This window comes from Sphingomonas citricola (assembly GCF_019429535.1).
In the GTDB taxonomy this organism is placed as follows: Bacteria; Pseudomonadota; Alphaproteobacteria; order Sphingomonadales; family Sphingomonadaceae; genus Sphingomonas; species Sphingomonas citricola.
On the sequence record NZ_JAHXZM010000002.1, the window covers coordinates 501,553 to 522,179 of the forward strand.

Annotated in this window: 13 protein-coding genes; 9 read left to right on the forward strand and 4 right to left on the reverse strand. The window is 68.9% G+C overall.

What is annotated here, in order from left to right; genetic code table 11:
* Positions 1-171 precede the first annotated feature (171 nt).
* The 3 genes from KZ810_RS06400 to trhO all read left to right on the forward strand — a co-directional run bounded on the left by KZ810_RS06400 (position 172) and on the right by trhO (position 6,971).
* The gene (locus KZ810_RS06400; protein ID WP_219768154.1) at positions 172-2,604 is read left to right on the forward strand and encodes a DUF3772 domain-containing protein; all 2,433 of its coding nucleotides are present in this window, start codon (positions 172-174) and stop codon (positions 2,602-2,604) included.
* A 35-nt stretch (positions 2,605-2,639) separates the two neighbouring features.
* Complete coding sequence (locus KZ810_RS06405) at positions 2,640-6,065, forward strand: amidohydrolase family protein (RefSeq protein ID WP_219768155.1); 3,426 nt, start codon at positions 2,640-2,642, stop codon at positions 6,063-6,065.
* Positions 6,066-6,131: 66 nt separating this feature from the next.
* The gene (trhO, locus tag KZ810_RS06410) at positions 6,132-6,971 is read left to right on the forward strand and encodes an oxygen-dependent tRNA uridine(34) hydroxylase TrhO (protein WP_219768156.1); all 840 of its coding nucleotides are present in this window, start codon (positions 6,132-6,134) and stop codon (positions 6,969-6,971) included.
* A 278-nt stretch (positions 6,972-7,249) separates the two neighbouring features.
* On the opposite strand, the gene KZ810_RS06415 is transcribed toward trhO, so the two are convergent.
* The 3 genes from KZ810_RS06415 to KZ810_RS06425 form a co-directional block, all read right to left on the reverse strand.
* The gene (locus tag KZ810_RS06415; protein WP_258044503.1) at positions 7,250-7,870 is read right to left on the reverse strand and encodes a glutathione S-transferase family protein; all 621 of its coding nucleotides are present in this window, start codon (positions 7,868-7,870) and stop codon (positions 7,250-7,252) included.
* Complete coding sequence (gene yghU, locus KZ810_RS06420; RefSeq protein ID WP_219768157.1) at positions 7,867-8,751, reverse strand: glutathione-dependent disulfide-bond oxidoreductase; 885 nt, start codon at positions 8,749-8,751, stop codon at positions 7,867-7,869. The genes KZ810_RS06415 and yghU overlap by 4 nt, the downstream gene beginning before the upstream one ends.
* A gap of 101 nt (positions 8,752-8,852) precedes the next feature.
* Positions 8,853-10,715 (reverse strand): ABC-F family ATP-binding cassette domain-containing protein, encoded by a 1,863-nt coding sequence (locus KZ810_RS06425; RefSeq protein ID WP_219768158.1) that lies wholly within the window; start codon positions 10,713-10,715, stop codon positions 8,853-8,855.
* A 98-nt stretch (positions 10,716-10,813) separates the two neighbouring features.
* Here KZ810_RS06425 and uvrC point away from each other — a divergent pair, with 98 nt between their 5' ends.
* The 6 genes from uvrC (at position 10,814) to leuB (ending at position 19,378) form a co-directional block, all read left to right on the forward strand.
* Positions 10,814-12,730, forward strand: a complete 1,917-nt coding sequence (gene uvrC / locus KZ810_RS06430) for an excinuclease ABC subunit UvrC (RefSeq protein WP_219768159.1) — start codon at positions 10,814-10,816, stop codon at positions 12,728-12,730.
* An 82-nt stretch (positions 12,731-12,812) separates the two neighbouring features.
* The gene (locus KZ810_RS06435) at positions 12,813-15,623 is read left to right on the forward strand and encodes a DUF3857 domain-containing protein (RefSeq protein WP_219768160.1); all 2,811 of its coding nucleotides are present in this window, start codon (positions 12,813-12,815) and stop codon (positions 15,621-15,623) included.
* Positions 15,624-15,664: 41 nt separating this feature from the next.
* Positions 15,665-16,618, forward strand: a complete 954-nt coding sequence (locus KZ810_RS06440) for a polysaccharide deacetylase family protein (RefSeq protein WP_219768161.1) — start codon at positions 15,665-15,667, stop codon at positions 16,616-16,618.
* Complete coding sequence (locus KZ810_RS06445; protein ID WP_308461504.1) at positions 16,615-17,496, forward strand: GNAT family N-acetyltransferase; 882 nt, start codon at positions 16,615-16,617, stop codon at positions 17,494-17,496. Before KZ810_RS06440 ends, KZ810_RS06445 begins: the two co-directional genes overlap by 4 nt.
* Before the next feature lie 72 nt (positions 17,497-17,568).
* A complete protein-coding gene (recO, locus tag KZ810_RS06450; protein WP_219768163.1) occupies positions 17,569-18,300 on the forward strand; it encodes a DNA repair protein RecO in 732 nt (243 codons plus the stop codon).
* A gap of 28 nt (positions 18,301-18,328) precedes the next feature.
* Positions 18,329-19,378 carry a 3-isopropylmalate dehydrogenase gene (gene leuB / locus KZ810_RS06455; protein WP_219768164.1) on the forward strand — a complete coding sequence of 350 codons (1,050 nt, stop codon included), beginning with the start codon at positions 18,329-18,331 and terminating at the stop codon, positions 19,376-19,378.
* On the opposite strand, the gene KZ810_RS06460 is transcribed toward leuB, so the two are convergent.
* A complete protein-coding gene (locus KZ810_RS06460) occupies positions 19,375-20,619 on the reverse strand; it encodes a glycosyltransferase family 39 protein (RefSeq protein ID WP_308461505.1) in 1,245 nt (414 codons plus the stop codon). The genes leuB and KZ810_RS06460 overlap by 4 nt on opposite strands.
* Positions 20,620-20,627 lie beyond the last annotated feature (8 nt).

A 20,627-nucleotide genomic window follows, 5' to 3' on the forward strand; every position in this document is an offset into this window, starting at 1 on the left:
GGCTTTGATCAAAGCGGTGGCAGTGCGGGCAACGCGTCCGAGCGACGGTCGTAATCCTATGCCGGCGGGGGCAATCAACCTGCGAATCTTGTCGCCGACGTCATGCCGCCGCGACCGCGAAGGTCGGACCGAGGCTTTCCAAGCCGGGTCTTGCTTCGATAAGCGGGGCGGATGGATATCATCATCCGATTGCTGCGCGCGGGCTGGATCGCGGGGATGCTTGCCGCGGCACTGTTCGCATCGACGCCCGCGGCGGCGCAGGCGACCCCGATCGCGACGCTGACCGCGCAACTCGCGCAGGCCGAGCGCGACGTGGCGAGCGTCGACGCCGCGCTCGACCGCCGCGTCGACCCCGACGACCGGCTCGCGCTGCGCACCAAGGCGCTGGCGGCGAAGGATGCCGCGACCGATGCGGCCGGGCGGTTGCAGGATCAATTGTCGCTGGTCGATGCCAAGGTCGCGCAGCTTGGCGCCCCCGCAGCGGGTGTCAGCGAGGCGGCGGACATCCGTGCGCAGCGGGCCGACCTGGCGCGCCAACATGCCGCGCTCGATTCAGCGGTGAAGCGCGGGCGGTTGCTGGGCGTCACCGCGCAGCAATTGGTCGACGAAATCGCGCAGGGTCAGGCGGCGCAGTTCAGCGAGCGCCTGTCGGCGCACAGCCCGTCGCCGCTCAGCCCGGCGTTCTGGCGCGCGGTGCTGCTGTCGGCGCCGCGCGACCTGCGCCGCGTTTCCGCGTTCGTGACGAGCGGTACCACGCAGGTGCGCGCGCAATTGCGCAGCCGCGCGCGCGGGCAGCTGCCGTGGCAGGCGTTGCTGGGTGCGGTCATGTTCGTCGCGCTGCTGGGGCCGGGGCGGCTCGCGTTGCGGCGCGTCGGCAAGCGTTTCCTGATCGATGGTGCGCCGGGGCACCGCGTGCGGCGATCGGGCTTCGCGATCTGGCGGATTGCGGTCGGGACGCTCGCTCCGCTGCTCGCGAGTTTCATGCTGGTGCAGGGTTTGCGCTGGGCACGGCTGGAGCCGACGAGCTGGAGCCCGTTGCTCGACGGGTTGGTGGCCGCGATCACCTTTGCCGGACTGACCGCGTCGGTGACGGGCGCGCTGCTGATGCGGACGCAGCCGTCGTGGCGGGTCGCCGCGATCGGCGACGCTGCGGCGACGCGGCTGCGGCCGTTCTCGCTGCTGCTCGCCGGCCTGTCGTTCGTGACGATCATGGTCGAGGTGTTCAACCGCGCGGTGAACGCGAGCGGCGCGGCACGCGTCGCGTCGCAGGCGGCCGAGGCATCGCTCCACCTGCTGCTGCTCGCCGCGACGTTGCTGGCGCTGGGTCGGTTGCGCGCCGAACAGGCACGCGACGAACAGGGCGAGACGACGCGCGCGGGGCTGGCGGCGGTCACGCTGCTCGCCTGGGCGGTGGTGCTGGTCGCGGGCGGCGCGCTGTTGATCGGCTATATCGGGTTCAGCCTGTTCCTGGTGCAGTTGCTCGCCTGGGGCGTCGTGCTCGGGTCGGGCGCATACCTGCTGATGGCGGCGATCGACGACATCGCGACCAGCCTGTTCAAGCGCAGCAGCGCGACCGGACGGACGCTGGTGCGTGCGCTGGGACTGCGCGGCAGCAGCGTCGACCAGTTCGGCGTGCTGTTGTCGGGGTGCCTGCGCGTCGTGGTCGCGCTGACATCGATCGGGCTGCTGCTGTCGCCGTTCGGTGCGGGGAACGGCGTGTCGACGCTGTTCGGGCGCGTCGGCACGCTGGCGCAGGGGGTCGAGGTGGGCGGCGTCGCGATCTCGCCCGGTACGATCGTGCGCGGGCTTGTCGTGCTGTTCGTCGGCTTGGCGCTGGTGCGCGCGTTCATGGGGTGGCTGGAGGGGCGCTACCTGCCCGCGACCGACCTGGATGGGTCGGGGCGCAATTCGGTGAGCCTCGTCGCGCGCTACGTCGGGGTCGCGCTCGCGGTGATCTGGGCACTCGCCTCGCTCGGCATCGGGGTGGAGCGGATCGCGCTGCTGCTGTCTGCCTTGTCGGTCGGCATCGGGTTCGGTTTGCAGGCGATCACGTCCAATTTCGTGTCGGGGCTGATCCTGCTCGCCGAGCGGCCGATCAAGATCGGCGACCTGGTGCGCGTCGGCACCGACGAGGGCGACGTGAAGCGGATCAGCGTACGCTCGACCGAGATCGAGTTGGCCGACCATTCGACGCTGATCGTGCCCAATTCGGAGCTGATCACCAAATCGGTGCTCAACAAGACGCTGGCGAGCCCGCTCGGGCGGATCCAGATCCAGTTCTCGGTCCCGCTCGGCACCGATGCGGCGCGGGTGCGCGCGATCGTGCTGGCGATCTTCACCGCGGAAGCCGCGGTGCTCGACGATCCCGCGCCATCGGCGTTCGTCGATTCGATCGCGGACGGCCGCATCCTGTTCAACTGCTTCGCGCACGTCGAGACACCGCGGGCCGCCTATCCGACGCGGTCGAGCGTGTTCATGGCGCTGCTGGGGCGGTTCCACGACGAGGGGATCGACATCGGCACGGTGCCGCAGCGGCTGGAGATGGTCGCGGCAGCGCCACGCGACGGGGCACGCGGGCCGGAAAGGGGTGACGCGCGCGATTGATCGGGTAAACAGGCGGCAAAAGAGGGGATTGCTCGATGACCTACCGTGCCGCCACCGCCATCGCCTTGTGCCTGATGGCGGGCCAGCTCTCGGCGCAGATTGCGCCGGCCCAAAATCCGATCGAGCAGACGCAGGCGCCCGAGAACCAGATCACGCAGCCCAACCCCGAGGTCGTCACCGAACGCCCGCCGGTCGCGCCGCCCGCGACGCCGGCGCCGAACGCCAATGCACGCACGGTCGCGGCGACGACGCCGGCCAAGCCCGCGAAGTGGGATGTCAACGCCCCGCCGGGGATGCGGACGCGCGAGGTGGCGATCAACACCGATAATGGCAGCTGGATGAACGTCGACGTCTCGCCCGACGGCCGGTTGATCGCGTTCGACATGCTGGGCGACATCTATACGATGGGAATCGCCGGCGGCACGCCGACGCGGATCGCGCAAGGGTTGGCGTACGAGCATCAGCCGCGCTTCTCGCCCGACGGGCGGCGGATCGCGTTCACCTCCGATCGCGGCGGCGGCGACAACATCTGGGTGATGAACGTCGACGGCAGCGACAAGCGCCAGGTGACGAAGGAGGATTTCCGCCTGCTCAACCAGCCGTCGTGGAGCCCCGACGGACGTTTCATCGCGGCAAAGAAGCATTTCACGACCGGCCGCTCGCTCGGCACCGGCGAGGTGTGGCTGTACCATGTCTCCGGGGGCGGCGGCGTGCAGCTGGTCAAGCGCAAGAGCGAGCAGCTGCAAAAGGAACTGGGCGAGCCGATCTACGCGCCCGACGGCAAGAGCATCTTCTACACGCGCAACGTCACGCCGGGTCCGATCTTCGAATATGCGCAGAATTCGCGTACCGACCTATTTAACATCGAGCGTTACGACATCGACAGCGGTGAGGTGACCACCGCGGTGTCGGGGGTCGGCGGATCGGTGCGCCCGACGCCGTCGCGCGACGGCAAGCGGATCGCGTTCGTGCGGCGCGAGAACAACAAGACCAAGCTGTGGGTCAAGGACCTGTCCACCGGGGTCGAGCGCGTCGTCTACGGTGACCTCGACCGCGACGTGCAGGAAACCTGGGCGGTGACGGGCGTGTACCCCAACATGGCGTGGACGCCCGACAATGCCGCGATCCTGATCTGGGCGGACGGGCATATCCAGCGCGTCGCGGTCGATGGCTCCGGCGCGCGCGTGGTGCCGTTCCGGGTTAACGACACGCGCGTGGTGATCGACGCGACGCACCCGCAGGTCGAGGTCTCTCCCGATCGTATCAAGACGAAGATGCCGCGCTGGGCGAGCGTGTCGCCCGACGGGCGTCAGGTGGTGTTCGAGACGCTGGGCAAATTGTACGTCAAGCCGATGGCGGGCGGTGCGGCGCGGCGGCTGACGCGCGCGACCGACGAGCTGGAGCTCTGGCCGAGCTGGTCGCGGGACGGGCGGCAGATCGTGTTCGTCGGCTGGACCGATGCGGGGCTGGGGCAGATCAAGACGGTCGCGGCGGGGGGCGGCTCGGCCAAGGTCGTGACGAATGCGGCGGGGCTGTATCGCCGTCCGCATTTCTCGCCCGACGCCAAGGTGATCGTGTTCGAGCAGGGCGAGGGCGGCGGGCTGACCGCGTCGCGGGGGGCCGGCGGATCGGGCGCGTACCGCGTCGCGGCGACGGGCGGCGCGCCGGTCAGGATCGCGGAAGGCGCGGCCGAGCCGCAGTTCGGCGACCGGAACGACCGCGTGTTCCTGCTGACGAGCGAGAAGGACAAGCGCCAGCTCGTCAGCACCGACCTGAACGGCGAAGCCAAGCGAGTCCATGCGCAGGGCGAGCTGGTCAGCGATTATCAGGTGTCGCCGACGGGCGAGTTCGTCGCGTTCAAGCAGAATTACCAAGCGTTCGTGATGCCGCTGATGCCCGGCACGCAGGGGGTCGAAACCGACAAGAAGGCCGGGCCGCTGCCCGTCACGCAGGTGAGCGCGGACGGTGCCGACTTCATCAACTGGTCGAACGACGGGCAGGCGCTGCACTGGAGCACCGGGCCGACGCTCTACACCGCGCAGGTCAACGCGTTGTTCCAGCAGGCACCGGCGGGCGAGAACGCGCCGAAGTTCGCTACACCCCGCACCGGCGTGTCGCTGTCGATGGACGTGCCCGCGGCGAAGCCGACGGGGACGGTCGCGCTGACCGGCGCGAGCGTGGTGACGATGGCGCGCGCCGATGGCGGGATCATCGACGATGCGACGATCCTGATCCGCGGCGACCGCATCGTCGCGGTCGGCCCGCGTGCCTCGGTCACGATTCCCGCCGGCACCAAGACGATCGACGTCGCGGGCAAGACGATCATCCCCGGGCTGGTCGACGCGCACGCGCACGGCCCGCAGGGCGACGACGAGCTGGTGCCGCAGCAGAACTGGAACGCGATGGCGAACCTCGCGCTCGGCACCACGACGATCCACGATCCGTCGTCGCGTTCGGCCGAGATCTTCCCCGCGGCCGAGATGCAGCGTGCGGGGCTGATCCTGGCACCGCGCATCTTCTCCACCGGCGAGATCATTTACGGCGCGAAATCGCCCGACGTGTACGCGGAGATCAACAGCTACGATGACGCACTCGCCGACGTGCGGCGGTTGAAGGCGCAGGGCGCGCACAGCGTCAAGAACTACAACCAGCCACGGCGCGAGCAGCGCCAGATGGTCGTCGCCGCCGCGCAGACCGAGGGGATGGAGGTCGTGCCCGAGGGCGGGTCGCTGTTCACGCAGGACGTGACGCTGATCCAGGACGGCAATTCGACCGTCGAGCACAACATTCCGCTGGAGCATTTCTACGACGATCTGGTTCAGTTATGGACGCAGACCAAGACCAACTACACGCCGACGCTGGTCGTCACCTATGGCGGGCCGGCGGGCGATCCGTACTGGCGCGCGCATACCGACGTGTGGCGTCACCCGATCCTGTCGCGCCACGCACCGCAAGCGCTGCTCGCGGCGCAGAACGCGCGGCGCGAACTGGCGCCCGAAGAGGATTACGTCGACGGCGAGAGCGCGCGCGAGGCAAAGAAGCTCGCCGACAAGGGCGTGCAGGTGTCGATCGGCGCGCACGGGCAGCAGGCGGGGCTGGGCGCGCACTGGGAAATGTGGAGCTTTGCCAAGGGCGGCTGGTCGCCGATCGAGGCATTGCGCGCGGGCACGATCATGCCGGCGACGTCGCTCGGATATCAGAAGGACGTCGGCTCGCTCGAGCCGGGCAAGCTCGCCGATCTGGTGGTGCTCGACGCCGATCCAACGGTGAACATCCGCAACACCGACAAGGTGAACCGCGTGATGCTGGGCGGGCATCTGTACGACGCCGCGACGCTCAACGAGGTCGAGACGGGCAACCGCCAGCGGATGCCCTACTGGTTCGAGGGTGCGAATGGCGGCGGCGGTACTGGCACGCGGATGACCACCGGCCACGGTTACGGCGACGCGGATCAGGATTGATCTGACGCGCGGGCGACGGATCTGCTAGGGGCACGCGCGAGCCAGCGTGCCCCCAAGTGGATGAGAATGACCGAGACTTCGCCTCCGCCGCCGATCCTCGTCGCGGCGCTGTATCAATTTACGCACTTCGACGACGTGGCCGCGGTGAAAGCTGCGCTGCTGCCGGTGTGCGAGGAAGCGGGAGTGCAAGGCTCGCTGCTGCTGGCACACGAAGGCGTCAACGGAACGATCGCGGGCAACGACGACGGGATCGCGGCGGTGCTGGCGCACCTGCGCACGCTGCCGGGATGTGCGGCGCTGGAGGTCAAATATTCGCGCACCGACGCGATGCCGTTCGGGCGGATGAAGGTGCGGTTGAAGCGCGAGATCGTGACGATGGGGCAGCCCGACCTCGATCCGGTAGACGGCGTCGGTGCCTATGTCGCGCCGGAGGACTGGAACGCGCTGATCGACGATCCCGACACGATCCTGATCGATACGCGCAACGATTACGAGGTTGCGCTGGGCACCTTCGCGGGGGCGATCGATCCGGGCACGCGCAGCTTCCGCGACTTTCCGGCGTGGTTTCGCGAACGACGCGATGCGTTGCTGGAGGAGGGGCGCGCGCCCAAAATTGCGATGTTCTGCACCGGCGGCATCCGATGCGAGAAGGCGACCGCATTCGTGCGCGCCGAGGGGATCGAGGACGTATTTCACCTGAAGGGCGGCATCCTCAACTATCTGGAGCAGGTGCCCGAGGCCGAGACGCGCTGGCAGGGCGAGTGTTTCGTGTTCGACGAGCGGGTGAGCGTGACGCATGACCTGACGCCAACGCACCGCGCGATGTGCAAGCGGTGCCAGCGGCCGCTGAATGACGAGCGCGGGTGCGGGTGTGCGGTTGAAGCGAAGCGGGACGGGTGGGCCTGACGGCGTCATCCCGGCCTTGAGCCGCGATCTCGCTTCTTCGCCCGCTGACTGGAAGCTAGATTCCGGATCAAGTCCCGGGTGACGGGGAATAATTGGGCAGGCGAAGGGTGCCTTCCGCGCCCACCCACCCCCAATCCCTCCCTTACGGGGAGGGGAAAGGCTGGGGCTTGCGTTCGGCTATCTGGCACTACGAATCCCTTCCCTGACGAGGGAGCGGCTGGCGTAAGACGACGCGGTTCAGCGACAACCAACCCACTCCCTTCCAAGAGGACATAAGCTCAGACGCCCGCGCTGGCGGCCGGGCGCTCGCGCATTGCCTCGATCCAGCGCGTAAGGTGGATGTGTTCTGGCGCGGGGGCGAATTTCACCATGCGCGCGAAGTCGAGGCCGGTGTAGGCGACCACGTCGGCGATGGTGACGCGGTCGGCGGCGATGAAAGGGCTTTCGGCCAAACGCCGGTCGAACACCTTTAATGCGCGCGTCGCTGCGGCAGTGTTGGTGTCCGCAATCGCCGCCACCTGCGTCTCGATCGCGGCGAGCGCGGGGTGGCCGTGGCGGACCGACATCATCAGCGGCGTCGCGAGCAGCATCTCGGCGCGGCGCATCCACATCTCGATCACCGCGATCTCCAGCGGATCGCGGCCGAACAGATTGGGCTCGGGATAGACGCTCTCGAGGTAGCGGCAGATCGCGATCGATTCGGTGATCGTCGTGTCGGCGTCGATCTCGAGCGCGGGGACGTTGGCGAGGCCGGCGCGCGCGAGATAATCGGGGGTGCGGTGCTCGCCCTTGAAGATATCGGTTTGTACGATCTCGATATCCTCGATGCCCTTTTCCGCCATCACCCAGCGCACACGGCGCGGATTGGGCGCGCGGCGGCTGTCGTAGAGGCGCATCATGCCTGCGCGTCCTTGTTTTCGGGCGCGATCTTGTCCTGCGTCTTGGTGTCGAAATCGCTCGCGTCGTGGCGTTCGTAAAGCTGGCTGGCGGGGTCGCCCATCACGCGGTTGACCATGCGGCCGCGTTTGACCGCGGGACGCTCCGCAATCTGGTCAGTCCAGCGCAGCACGTTCTTGTATTCGTGCACCTGGAGGAAGGTGCCGGCCTCGTAGACGAGCCCCTTCACCAGCGCACCGTACCATGGCCAGATCGCCATGTCGGCGATCGTGTAATCGGCACCGGCGATATATTCGCTCTCGCCCAGACGGCGATCGAGCACGTCGAGCTGGCGCTTCACCTCCATCGCGTAGCGGTCGATCGCGTACTCAATCTTGGTCGGGGCGTAGGCGTAGAAGTGGCCGAAGCCGCCACCCAGCAGCGGGCCTGCGCCCATCTGCCAGAACAGCCACGACAGGCATTCCGCGCGCGCGGCGGGTTCGCTGGGGAGAAAGGCACCGAACTTCTCGGCGAGGTACACGAGGATCGAGCCCGATTCGAACACGCGAACGGGCGTATCGCCGCTGTGGTCGACCAGAGCGGGGATCTTGGAATTGGGGTTGGCGGCGACGAATCCGCTGGAGAATTGGTCGCCCTCGTTGATGCGGATCAGCCAGGCGTCATATTCCGCACCGCTGTGCCCGGCGGCGAGCAATTCCTCGAGCATCACCGTCACCTTCACCCCGTTGGGCGTGGCGAGCGAGTAGAGTTGCAGCGGGTGACGCCCGACCGGCAGCTCCTTGTCGTGCGTCGCGCCCGCGGTCGGGCGGTTGATGTTGGCGAAGCGCCCGCCGTTGTCCTTGTTCCAGATCCAGATCTCGGGCGGGGTGTAGGTGTCGGTCACGGCTGCATCCTCTCAGACGACGATCGCCCGAGACTAGCGCCGCGTGCGACGCGGGTCCAATCGCCCCGCGTCGAACCGATCTCGCCGCACGCGGTCGCGCGTCAGGCGGCGATGGCCTCGAGTTGCTCGTTCAGTTCGAGCCAGCTCTGCTCCGACGCGTCGATCTGTTCCTGCACGCTCGCGCGGCGTTTCATCAGTTCGGTCATGCTGAGCTTGGCGAGCGGGCCTTGCGCGGTCGAGGGATCGAACATCGCGCGGTCGAGCGCGCTCCGCTGCTCGGTCAGTTTCGCGAGCGCGGCCTCGGCATCGCGGGCCTGCTTACGCAAAGCCTTGTCCTGTTCGCGCTGTTCGGCCTGCTTGCGCGCGTCGGCCTTCGCCTTGGCCTTCGATTGCTTGCCCGAGCCGTCGCCCGAGAGGATCAGCTTGATGTAATCCTCGATCGCGCCGTCGAAGTCGCGCGCGGTGCCCCCATCGACCAGCACGAGCCGGTCGGCGGTCATCTCGAGCATGTGGCGGTCGTGGCTGACGATGACGACCGCGCCGGTGTAGCCGTTCAGCGCCTGGATCAGCGCCTCGCGCGCGTCGACGTCGAGGTGGTTGGTCGGCTCGTCGAGGATCAGGAGGTGCGGCGCGTCGCGGGTGATGAGCGCGAGCGCGAGCCGCGCGCGCTCGCCGCCCGACAATTTGCCGACCTTGGTGATCGCCTTGTCGCCCTGGAACCCGAAGCGGCCGAGCTGCGCGCGCACCGCCGACGGCGACGAGCCCTCCATCAGCGATGACATGTGCTGGAGCGGGGTTTCGTCGCGGTCGAGTTCCTCGACCTGATACTGGGTGAAATAGCCGACGCGCATCTTGCCGCTCGCCTGCATCGCCCCCTCCATCGGGGTGAGTTGCGCGGCGAGCAGTCGGGCGAGCGTCGTCTTGCCGTTGCCGTTGCGTCCGAGCAGCGCGACGCGCTCGTCGGGGTCGATGCGCAGGTTCAACCGCTTGAGGATCGGCGTCTCGCCATAGCCGACGGTGGCGAGGTCGAGCGTGATGAGCGGCGGGCGCAGCGCGGTCGGATCCGGGAAGTCGAACGACAAGGACGGATCGTCCATCACCTCGGCGATCGGTTGCATCCGCGCCAGCGCCTTGACGCGCGACTGCGCCTGTTTCGCGGTCGAGGCACGCGCGGAGTTGCGCGCGACGAACTCCTTCAGCTTCTCTCGCTCGGCCATCTGCTTCTCGCGCGCGGCGGCTTGCTGTGCCTGCCGCTCGGCACGCTGGCGCTCGAACGCGTCATAGCCGCCGGGGTAGAGCGTCAGCTTGCCGCGGTCGAGGTGGAGGATGTGGTCGACGACGTTGTTGAGGAAATCGCGCTCGTGGCTGACGACGACGATCGTCGCCTGATAGGATTTGAGGAAATCCTCCAGCCACAACACCGCTTCGAGATCGAGGTGGTTCGACGGCTCGTCGAGCAGCAGCAGGTCGGGGGCGGAGAACAGCAAGGAGGCGAGCGCGACGCGCATCCGCCAGCCGCCCGAGAAGCTTTCGAGCGGGCGGTTCTGCATCTCCTCGTCGAAGCCGAGGCCGACGAGGATGCGCGAGGCGCGCGACGGCGCGGACCAGGCGTCGATCGCCATCAACCGCTCGTGGATGTCGCCGAGCCGGTCCATGTCCTCCATGTTCTCGCTCTCGGCGAGCAGCGCGGTACGCTCGACATCGGCGGCGAGCACCGTCTCGATCGGGGTGGAGTCGCCGCCGGGGGCCTCCTGTGCGATGTAGCCCAGGCGCGCGCCGCGCGGCATGTCGGCGCTGCCGGTGTCGGGCTCCAGCATCCCCGCGATCACGCGCACCAGCGTCGACTTGCCAGCACCATTGCGGCCGATCAGCCCGATACGCCCGCGCGGCGGCAGCGCGGCGGTGGCGCGATCAAGGATCGTCCGCCCGCCGAGGCGAACGGTGATGTCGGAAAGATTGAGCATGCGCGCGCGCTTAGCAGATGCAGCACGGGATTTCGAGCGCTTGCCGCCGGGTAGCCGACCGGTTGCCGGAGAGTCCGCGTTTACCTAGATGGGCTGGCATGTCAGGCTACGGCCCCCCCGAACGATTCAACGAAGAAGCCGCCACCTTCACGATCCGCGGCAGCGACGCGCCCGATCTGCAGGCGGGCGTGGCGGCAATCCGCAACGTGCTGAAAACGCTGCCGCTCAAGCCCGGCGTGTACCGGATGCAGGATGCCAAGGGCGAGGTGCTGTACGTCGGCAAGGCGCGCGCGCTGAAGAACCGCGTCGGCAATTACGTCCAGATCGAGCGGCTGTCGAAGCGCATCCAGCGGATGGTGTCGCAGACGCGGTCGATGACGATCGTCACGACCAACAACGAGGCCGAGGCGCTGCTGCTCGAGGCGCAACTGATCAAGCGCTATCGCCCGCCGTACAACGTGCTGCTGCGCGACGATAAGAGCTTCCCGTTCATCCTGCTGCGCGCCGACCACGATTTTCCGCGAGTGCAGAAGCATCGCGGGGCGCGGAAGGCGAAGGGCAATTACTACGGCCCGTTCGCGAGCGCGGGCAGCGTCAACAATACGCTCAACGCGTTGCAGAAGCTGTTCCTGCTGCGAAGCTGCACCGACGTCTTCTTCAAGACGCGCGACCGGCCGTGTCTGCTGTACCAGATCAAGCGCTGCTCGGCGCCGTGCGTCGGCCGCATCTCGCAACCCGACTACGACGAGCTGGTCGGCGACGCGAAGAAGTTCCTCGCCGGGAAAACCACCGACGTGCAGGCGAAGCTCGGCGCGCAGATGCAGGCCGCGGCGGAGAACATGGACTTCGAGCTCGCCGCGGTGCTGCGCGACCGGTTGAAGGCGCTGACCTTCATCCAGGGGACGCAGTTCATCAACGCCGAAGGCGTGGGGGACGCGGACATCTTCGCGCTGGCGTGCCTGGAGGGGGTGATCGGCATCCAGGCGTTCTTTATCCGCGGCGGGCAGAATTGGGGGCACCGCAGCTTTTTCCCGTCGCACACCGCCGAGGTGAGCGAGGAAGAGGTGCTGCAATTGTTCCTGATGCAATTCTACGAGGAGGTGCCGCCGGCGCGGACGATCTTCGTCGATCGCGAGTTGCCCGAGGCGCCGCTGCTGATGGAGGCCTTGACCGAGCAGGCGAAGCGCAAGGTTGAGATCACGGTGCCGCAGCGCGGCACGCGGCGGCGGTTGCTCGATCAGGCGACGCGCAACGCGAAGGAAGCACTGGAGCGGCGGCTGGCGGAGAGCACGACGCAGACGCGGCTCAACCGCGAAGTCGCCGACCTGTTCGAGCTCGCCGAGCCGCCCGAGCGGATCGAGGTGTACGACAACAGCCACATCCAGGGCACGAACGCGGTCGGCGCGATGGTGGTCGCGGGGCCGGAGGGGTTCCGCAAGGGCCAGTATCGCAAGTTCAACATCAAGCAGGCCGCGACCGACGACGATTTCGCGATGATGCGCGAGGTGCTGACCCGCCGCTTCTCGCGCGCGCTGGAGGAGGACCCGGATCGCGACTCCGGCGAATGGCCCGATCTGGTGCTGCTCGACGGCGGGCGCGGGCAGTTGAACGCGGCCAAGGCGGTGCTGGAGGATCTGGGCATCGAGGACGTGTGCCTGGTGGGTGTCGCCAAGGGGCCGCACCACGGGCGCGAGGGGCGCGAGGTGTTCCACCTGATGGACGGGCGCGAACTGACGCTGCCGGTGAACGCGCCGGTGCTGTTCTACCTGCAACGGTTGCGCGACGAGGTGCACCGCTACGTCATCGGCGCGCACCGCGCGAAGCGCGCGAAGGCGATCGGCGCCAGCCCGCTCGACGAGGTGCCGGGCATCGGGCCGGCGCGCAAAAAGGCGCTGTTAATGCATTTCGGCACCGGGCGCGCGGTCAGGAACGCGAGCCTCGAGGATCTGCAAAAAGCGCCGGGCGTATCGGCGAGCGTCGCGCAGACGGTGTACGACTTCTATCACGCGCATTGAGCGCGGAAACTGTAAATTCCGGTCGCTTGTCGGCGATCGCGCGTCCGCTAAGCTGAACCCGGGGATCATCGGGGGATCAGGGATGCGGCGCTCGCCGTTGTTGTTCGCGTTGTTGGGGTCGTGCGGGTTGTGCGTGGCGGGTGCCGCGCAGGCGGGCGACAAGCCGTTGTACCAACCTGCGCCGACGTGGATCGCGCCCGCGCCGTCGATCGACGCGACCAAACTGACCGATGCGTCGCCCGCGCTCGTCCTGCTCGACAGCCAGCAGCGCGTCGAGAACGGACAGGTGTGGTCGTATTTCGACACCGCGACGCGCGCCTCCTCGGCGCAGGCGCTGAGCGAGATCGGCGACGTGAAGCTGCAATGGCAGCCCGCGCAGGGTGACCTGGTCATCCACCGGGCCGAGATCATTCGCGGCGCGCAGCATATCGACCTGCTGGCCAACAAGCCGCCGTTCACCGTGCTGCGTCGCGAGGAGCAGCTCGATCAGCGTCAGCTCGACGGCGCATTGACCGCGATGATGAACGCCGAGGGGTTGAGCGTCGGCGACGTGCTGCACGTGTCCTTCTCGATGACGCGACGCGACCCGACGCTGAAGGGCGACGCGCAGTTGTTCGCCGGACTGCCGACCGCGCCGGCGCAGATCGGTTTCGGGCGCGTTCGGGTGGTGTGGCCGGAGACGACCGACCTCAAATGGCGCAGCTACGCCGATGGCGTGACCGCCAAACCGGTGACGAAGAATGGCTGGCGCGAGCTGACCGTGCCGTTACCGCTCGTTAAACAGCCCGAGGTGCCCGACGACGCGCCGGCGCGGTTTCGGAAGCTTCCGATGCTGGAGGCGACGACCTTCGCCGACTGGGCCGCGGTATCGAAGGTGATGGCGCCGCTGTACACGACCGATGGCGCGATCGCGCCGGGCAGTCCGCTCGCCGCCGAAGTGGCGCGGATCAAGGCGGCGCAGGCGCAACCGCTCGCGCGCGCGGCGCTCGCGCTGCAATCGGTGCAGGACAACATCCGCTACCTCGTGCTCGGGATGGACACGGGCAATTACGTGCCGCAGCCCGCGGCGCAGACGTGGGAGAAGCGATTCGGCGATTGCAAGGCGAAGACGCTGCTGCTGCTCGCGATGCTGCACGCGATGGATATCGAGGCCGAGCCGGTGCTGGCGAGCGCGCGGATGCCGGGTCTGGTCGCCGACCGGCTGGCAAGCGCGGGCGCGTTCGATCACGTGCTGGTTCGCGCGACCATCGACGGCGAGAGCCTATGGCTCGACGGTACCGCATCGGGCGCGCGTCTGGCCGACATTCGCGACACGCCCGCGCTCGGCACCGTGCTGCCGGTGCGTGCGAACGGCGCCACGTTGATGCCGATCGCGCTGCGCCCCGACGCGCGTCCGACGGTGACCGTGTCGGTCGATCTCGACGATCGCGGTGGTGTCGACACGCCGTCGATCGTCAAGGCCGAGGTGCAGCTGCGCAGCCACGGTGCCGACGCGATCGGTGCAGCGGCGGCGCAGGCGACCCCCGACCAGCGCCGCGAGATCGCGCAGCGCATCCTTTCGAGCCAGGCGGGGTCGGGCAGCTACGTCGACCCGAAGATCGTTTACGATCCCGCTGCGGGCATCGCGACGATCAGCGCCACGGGCATCGCGAGCACGCATTGGTCGCAGACGGAGCGGCGTTATCGCCTGCCGCTCGATACCGCGGTGGGCAAGCTGGATTTCACGCCCGATCGCGCGCGCACTGCCTGGTCGGCGGTTCCGGTGCAGCTGCCGGGGCCTGCCGCGATCGTGTATCGCACGACCTTCCACCTGCCCGATGGCGGGCGCGGCTATACGCTGGAAGGCGATCGCACGTTGCCCGCGACCCTGGCGGGCAAGCGTATGGCGCGCCGTGTCTCGATGAACGGCGATACGGTGGTGATCGAGGACCGCGTCGATGAACTGGGGGGCGAGATGGCAGCGGCGGACCTCCCCGCGATGCGCGCGGCACTGGCGCAGGCGCGCAGCCGTTCGCCGGTCGTGATCGCGCCGGCGGGCGTCGGCGGCCGCGCCTATTGGCAGGCCGCGCGTCTGGCAGGACTACACAAGCCCATCGACGCGATGTTCGCGCGCGTGATCGCGGCCGATCCCAAATCGACCGGCAATTACGCGTGGCGCGCGCGCTTTCACAATGGATCGGCCGACCGCGCAGCCGCGGCGGTGGATTATTCGGGCGCGATCGCGATCGAACCGAGCGTGGACCTCTATCTCGCCCGCGCCAACATGTATGAGGAGCTCGGGCAGGGCGCGAAGCAGCTTGCCGACATCGAGGCGGCGCGAAAGCTCGATCCCGAAAACGACGAGGCGCTGGGCGCGCTCGCCATCTATCAGGCGAAACACGGCCAGGGCAGCGCCGCGCTCGCGCTGATCGACGCGCGGCTCGACCGCGCGGGCAGCAAGGAGCGGCCCGACTGGCTGGTCGCCAAGGCCAACGCACAGTCGGATGCGGGGCAGAAGGAGGCGGCGCTCGCCACGCTCGACGGCGCGATCGGCGAGAAGCCCGGCAACCCGACGCTGCTCAACGCGCGCTGCTGGCAACGCGGTGTCGGCAATGTCGCGCTCGAGGCTGCGTTGAAGGATTGCACCCGGTCGATCGAACTGAGCGATTCGACCTACATGGCGCTCGATAGCCGCGCGCTGATCTATTACCGCATGGGCCGGTTCGACGACGCGCTCGCCGATCTGACCGCCGCGCTGGAGGCGGATCCCGACCTGTCGGCGAGCCGCTTCATGCGCGGGGTGGTGCTACACCGCACCGGCAAAATCGCGGAGGGCGACAAGGAACTGGCGCTCGCCCGGTTGATCGACCCGCAGGTTGATGCCGATTACGCACGCTGGGGGATCAAACCGTGACGGCAACGCCGCGGTAAGCCTTGCACGCTAGGAAGGCGGTCATGCCGGCCGTCTTCCTGACCATCGATACCGAATTCGCGTGGCGGCACCATGCCGCCGGGCTCGACGCGGCGACGATCCACGCACGATCGGTCGAGCCCGCGGGCGTGGGGCTGACGTGGCAGCTCGCGGTGCTGGCGCGGGCGGGCTTGAAGGCGACGTTCTTCGTCGATCCGCTGCCCGCGCTGATCTACGGCGAGGAATGGGCGCGGCGGATGGTCGAGCCAGTGCTGGCGGCCGGCCAGGAGGTGCAGCTCCACTGCCACCCGAACTGGATCGGCGCGGTGGCGGGCGACCGGGGCCTGGCGCATGGCGCGTTCGAGTTGATCGACCTGCCCGCCGACCGACAGCGCGCGGTGCTGTCCCGCGCGATCGACCTGCTGGTGGCGGCGGGCGCGCCGCGGCCGGTGGCGTTTCGCGCCGGCAGCTACTCGGCGAACGACGAAACCTTGTGTGCGCTCGCCGCGCTGGGGCTGGCGTATGACAGCAGCCACAACGGCGCGCACCATCCGTGGCCGAGCGCGATTCCGCTCGATCCGGCGCAGATCGCGCCCGTCGTGCGGCGCGGCGTAACCGAGGTGCCGGTGACGGTGATCGAGGACAAGCCCGGTTGCTGGCGAAACTTCCAGATCTGCGCGCTGTCGACGCGCGAAATGCGTGCGGCGATCGACCATGCGGTGGCGCAGGATCACGCCGCGGTGACGATCGTCGGGCACAGTTTCGAGCTCGCCAACCGCGCGGGCACTGCACCCAATCGCGTCCACGTCCACCGGTTCGAGGCACTCTGCGCGATGCTGGCCGAGCGGCGCGACGTGGCGCCGACGTGCCATTTCGCCGACCGCCCCGCGCTGCCGCTGGGGCAGCGCGACCGCCCGCTGGCGCCCGACGCGCTGCGGCTGCGCTGGCGACAGGCGGAGCAATTGTGGTCGACGCTGGTGGCGGAGCGCGCGGCGTGAGTTCGAGCGCGCTGAAGCTGCAGGTCGGCGCACGCACGCTGGTCAGTTTCCCGCGCCGGCTGGTGCGCGTGGCGTGGTCGCTGGAACAGGTGCTGGCGGTGCACGCGCCGGCGTTGCCCGCGTTGACGGAGGCGGATGACGGTTACCTCGTCACCTCGTTGCCCGAGGGGATCGCGCTCGACGCGGGCGGCCTGCGCTTCGTGCGGCAGCGTTACGTGCGCTATTACGTCGATCTCGCGGGCGGGCGGGAGGCTTGGGCGGCGGGGCTATCGGGGCAGGCGCGGTCGGGGTTGAAGCGCAAGGCGAAGAAGCTGGCGGCGGCGAACGGCGGCGTGCTCGACGTGCGGCGCTATCGCAGCGGGGTCGAGATGGCGGCGTTCCACCCGCTGGCGCGGCGCGTGTCGGCGACGACCTATCAGGAGCGGTTGCTGGGCGCCGGTCTGCCGGAGGATGCGGCGGGGCTGGTCGCGGCGGCGGCGGCGGACCGGGCGCGCGCGTGGCTGCTGTTCCTGGGCGACGCACCGATCGCCTATCTGTGGTGCGGCGCTGACGGCGACACGCTGCGTTACGATTACGTCGGGCACGATCCGGCCTATCAGGCGCTGTCACCGGGCAGTGTGTTGATGGGGGAGGCGCTGGGCGACCTGTTCGCCGATCGCTTCCGGTGGTTCGACTTCACCGAAGGCGAGGGACAGCACAAGCGAGGGCTGGCGAGCGGCGGCGTGGCGTGCCACGACGTGCTGCTGCTGCGCCCGACGATCGCCAATCGCGCGGCGGTGGCCGCGGTCGGCGGGTTCGATGCGGCGATGGTGATCGCGAAGAGGTGGAGCGAGACGCCGGCGTTGCGGGGGGTCGCGCAGCGGGTGCGGCGGGCGTGAGCGGCGGGGTACGGCGCTTGCGTCAACGACCGAGCAGGTGACCCGCGGGGCCTGCGACCCTATCTCTCGACCATGCACCTCGTCGCCGATGCCATTGTCCTGTCCGTGCGCGCGCACGGTGAGCATGGCGCGGTGGTGCGTGGCTTCACGCGGCAGGCGGGGGTGTGGCCGGGATACGTACGCGGCGGGCATTCGCGGCGGCTGCGCCCGATCCTGCAACCCGCCAATCTGGTGCGGGCCGAGTGGCGCGCGCGGACCGACGAGCAATTGCCTGCGCTGACCGTCGAGCTGATCCACAGCCGCGCGCCGCTCTACGCCGAGGCGCTGGCGGCGGCGGCGCTCGAATGGCTCGCCGCGCTGACCGCGGCGGCCCTGCCCGAAGCGCAGCCGTATCCGCGCGTGCACGATGCGCTGGCGGGCGCGCTCGACGCGGTCGAGGCAGCGCCGAGTGCCAAGGGCTGGGCGGGGGCGCTGGCGCGCTACGAGCTGCTGCTGCTCGCCGAATTGGGCTTCGGGCTCGATTTGTCGGCGTGCGTCGCGACCGGTCGGGTCGACGATCTCGCCTTCGTCAGCCCCAGGAGCGGCGCGGCGGTGAGCCGGGTGGCGGCGGAGGGGTATGAGGCCAGGCTGCTGCGGCTGCCCACGTTCCTGATCACCGGCGGCGCGGCGACGTGGGACGAGGTGACCGACGCGCTGGCGATCACCGGGCATTTCCTCGAACGCGACGTGCTGGTCGATCGGCGGCGCGAGACGCTGGCGGCGCGCGACCGGCTGGTCGACCGGCTGAAAAGGGCGGTTGCCTGAGCGGGGCGGACGCGCCATTCCGACGGGCATGAGCACGCCCCTGATCGCGATCCTGGCCGGCGACGGCATCGGCCCCGAAGTCACCGCCGAGGCGCGGCGCGTGCTGGAAGCGCTGGGGCTCGATCTCGCGTTCGAGGAAGCAGCGGTCGGCGGCGCGGCGTACCGCGCGAGCGGGCATCCGCTGCCGCCCGAGACGCTCGAGCTGGCCAAGCGCGCCGACGCGATCCTGTTCGGTGCGGTGGGCGATCCGGCGTTCGACGCGCTGGAGCGTGCGTTCCGGCCCGAGCAGGCGATCCTGGGTCTGCGCAAGGCGCTGGAGACGTTCGCCAACCTGCGGCCGGCGAAGATCTTTGCCGGGCTGGAGGATGCCTCGACGCTCAAGCCCGAGGTGGCGTGCGCGATCGACCTCGTCATCGTGCGCGAGCTGAACGGTGACGTCTATTTCGGCGACAAGGGCCGGCGGACGAATGCGGCGGGCCTGCGCGAGGGGCACGACCTGATGCGCTACGACGAGGACGAGGTGCGGCGGATCGCGCGCGTCGGATTCGAGACCGCGGCCAAGCGGCGCGGCAGGCTCTGCTCGGTCGACAAGGCCAACGTGCTCGAAACCTCGCAATTGTGGCGCGACGTGGTGGTGGAGGTTTCGGCGGACTACCCCCAGGTCGAACTCAGCCATATGTACGTCGACAATGCCGCGATGCAGCTGGTGCGTAATCCCGGCGCGTTTGACACGATCGTGACGGGAAATCTGTTCGGTGACATCCTGTCGGATCAGGCGAGCATGTGCGTCGGCTCGATCGGGATGCTGCCGTCCGCCTCGCTCGATGCGAGCGGCAAAGGATTGTACGAACCGATCCACGGTTCCGCGCCCGATATCGCGGGGCAGGGGAAGGCCAATCCGTGCGCGGCGATCCTGTCGGCGGCGATGATGCTGCGCCACTCGCTCGGCGAGCCAGCCGCCGCCGACCGGGTCGAGGCGGCGGTGGCGGCGGCGCTTCGGACCGGGGTGCGCACCCCCGACCTGGGCGGCGACGCGTCGACCGACGCGATGGGCGACGCGGTGGTGGCGGCGCTCTAGACCCAGCGCGCGAACCACGTCCACCGGCGGAAGGCGCCGGCGTCGGTCAACGGCTCGGCGCAGAGCACCGGCAGGAAGTACAGGAACAGCGCGAAACAGGCGAGCAGGTAGAGCTCGTCCCAGCCGCGCAAGGCGGCGCGCTCATGATCGAGCGCGACCGCGACCGCGACGACCAGGAAGATGCCGCTGGGATAATAATAATAATAGAAGCCGAGCGATTTCGGGATCAGCGCCCAGATCAAGAGGCTCGCGACCCACAGCATCGCGGGCGCGAGCAGGCGGGCGGAGCCGGTCTTGACCCACGCCCGGAATAGCACCGCGACCGCGACCAGCCCGCCCCACATGATCGCGGGGTTGCCGATCATCCAGATGCCGCGCTGGATGCCCGCGACGGGTTCGTAGAGGTACCAAATCGGGCGCTGCATCAGCGGCCAGGTCCACCAGTTCGACTGATAGGTGTGCGGCGGCAGGATCTGCGTCTGCCGCGCGTACATCTCGAGCTGGAACGGGAGCAACCGCGCGAGCGTGAGCGGGTCGCTCGCGTAGAAGAACGCCGGCGCGAAGGTGAGGAAATAGGTTCCGACCGAGACGAGGCCGAGCAGCGCGATCGCGACCGCGGGGTTCATGTCCGGCCAGCGATCCGGCCGGCGATGGCGCAGGCGGAGATAGGTCAGCGCGGCGAAGGCGACGTACGGCCCGGCAGTCCATTTGCACGCGGTGGCGAGCCCCAGCAGCGCGGCGCCCGCGCACCAGCGCACATAGCCCGGATGCCGCATCGACCAGGTCAGCACGACGATGCCCCACAGCAGAAACGCGGCGAGGAAGGTATCGAGCATCGCGATCCGCGCCTGCACCAGGATCGTAAACGACATCAGCGCGAGCGCACTGCCGATCAAGCTGGCGCGCAGGCGGCCGGTGAGGAGGTGGACGAGCGCGAACACGCCCGCGACCGTCGCTGAACCCGCGATCGTCGAGGCGAAGCGCCAGCCGAACGGTTCGTCGCCGAACCAGCGAAGCGACAGCGCGATCAATTCCTTGGCGAGCAACGGATGCTCGATGTTGGTCGGCCCCGACAGGTCGCGGATGGCGCGCGCGGCGGGGACGTAATGAACCTCGTCGAACACGAGCTTGTCCGGCACGCCCAGCCGGATCAGGAAGATCAGCTCGCTCAGCAGCGCGACGAGCGTGCCGACGATGAACGGGCGGGCGAACGGTCGCATGGTGTGGGGAGAGGCGGCCACACGGGCTC

What these genes read in the sequence shown, in the direction of transcription:
- KZ810_RS06400 (WP_219768154.1), top strand. Translation starts at nt 172, where the DNA reads ATGGATATCATCATCCGATTGCTGCGCGCGGGCTGGATCGCGGGGATG.
- KZ810_RS06405 (WP_219768155.1), top strand. Translation starts at nt 2,640, where the DNA reads ATGACCTACCGTGCCGCCACCGCCATCGCCTTGTGCCTGATGGCGGGC.
- trhO (WP_219768156.1), top strand. Translation starts at nt 6,132, where the DNA reads ATGACCGAGACTTCGCCTCCGCCGCCGATCCTCGTCGCGGCGCTGTAT.
- KZ810_RS06415 (WP_258044503.1), bottom strand. Translation starts at nt 7,870, where the DNA reads ATGATGCGCCTCTACGACAGCCGCCGCGCGCCCAATCCGCGCCGTGTG.
- KZ810_RS06425 (WP_219768158.1), bottom strand. Translation starts at nt 10,715, where the DNA reads ATGCTCAATCTTTCCGACATCACCGTTCGCCTCGGCGGGCGGACGATC.
- uvrC (WP_219768159.1), top strand. Translation starts at nt 10,814, where the DNA reads ATGTCAGGCTACGGCCCCCCCGAACGATTCAACGAAGAAGCCGCCACC.
- KZ810_RS06435 (WP_219768160.1), top strand. Translation starts at nt 12,813, where the DNA reads ATGCGGCGCTCGCCGTTGTTGTTCGCGTTGTTGGGGTCGTGCGGGTTG.
- KZ810_RS06440 (WP_219768161.1), top strand. Translation starts at nt 15,665, where the DNA reads ATGCCGGCCGTCTTCCTGACCATCGATACCGAATTCGCGTGGCGGCAC.
- recO (WP_219768163.1), top strand. Translation starts at nt 17,569, where the DNA reads ATGCACCTCGTCGCCGATGCCATTGTCCTGTCCGTGCGCGCGCACGGT.
- leuB (WP_219768164.1), top strand. Translation starts at nt 18,329, where the DNA reads ATGAGCACGCCCCTGATCGCGATCCTGGCCGGCGACGGCATCGGCCCC.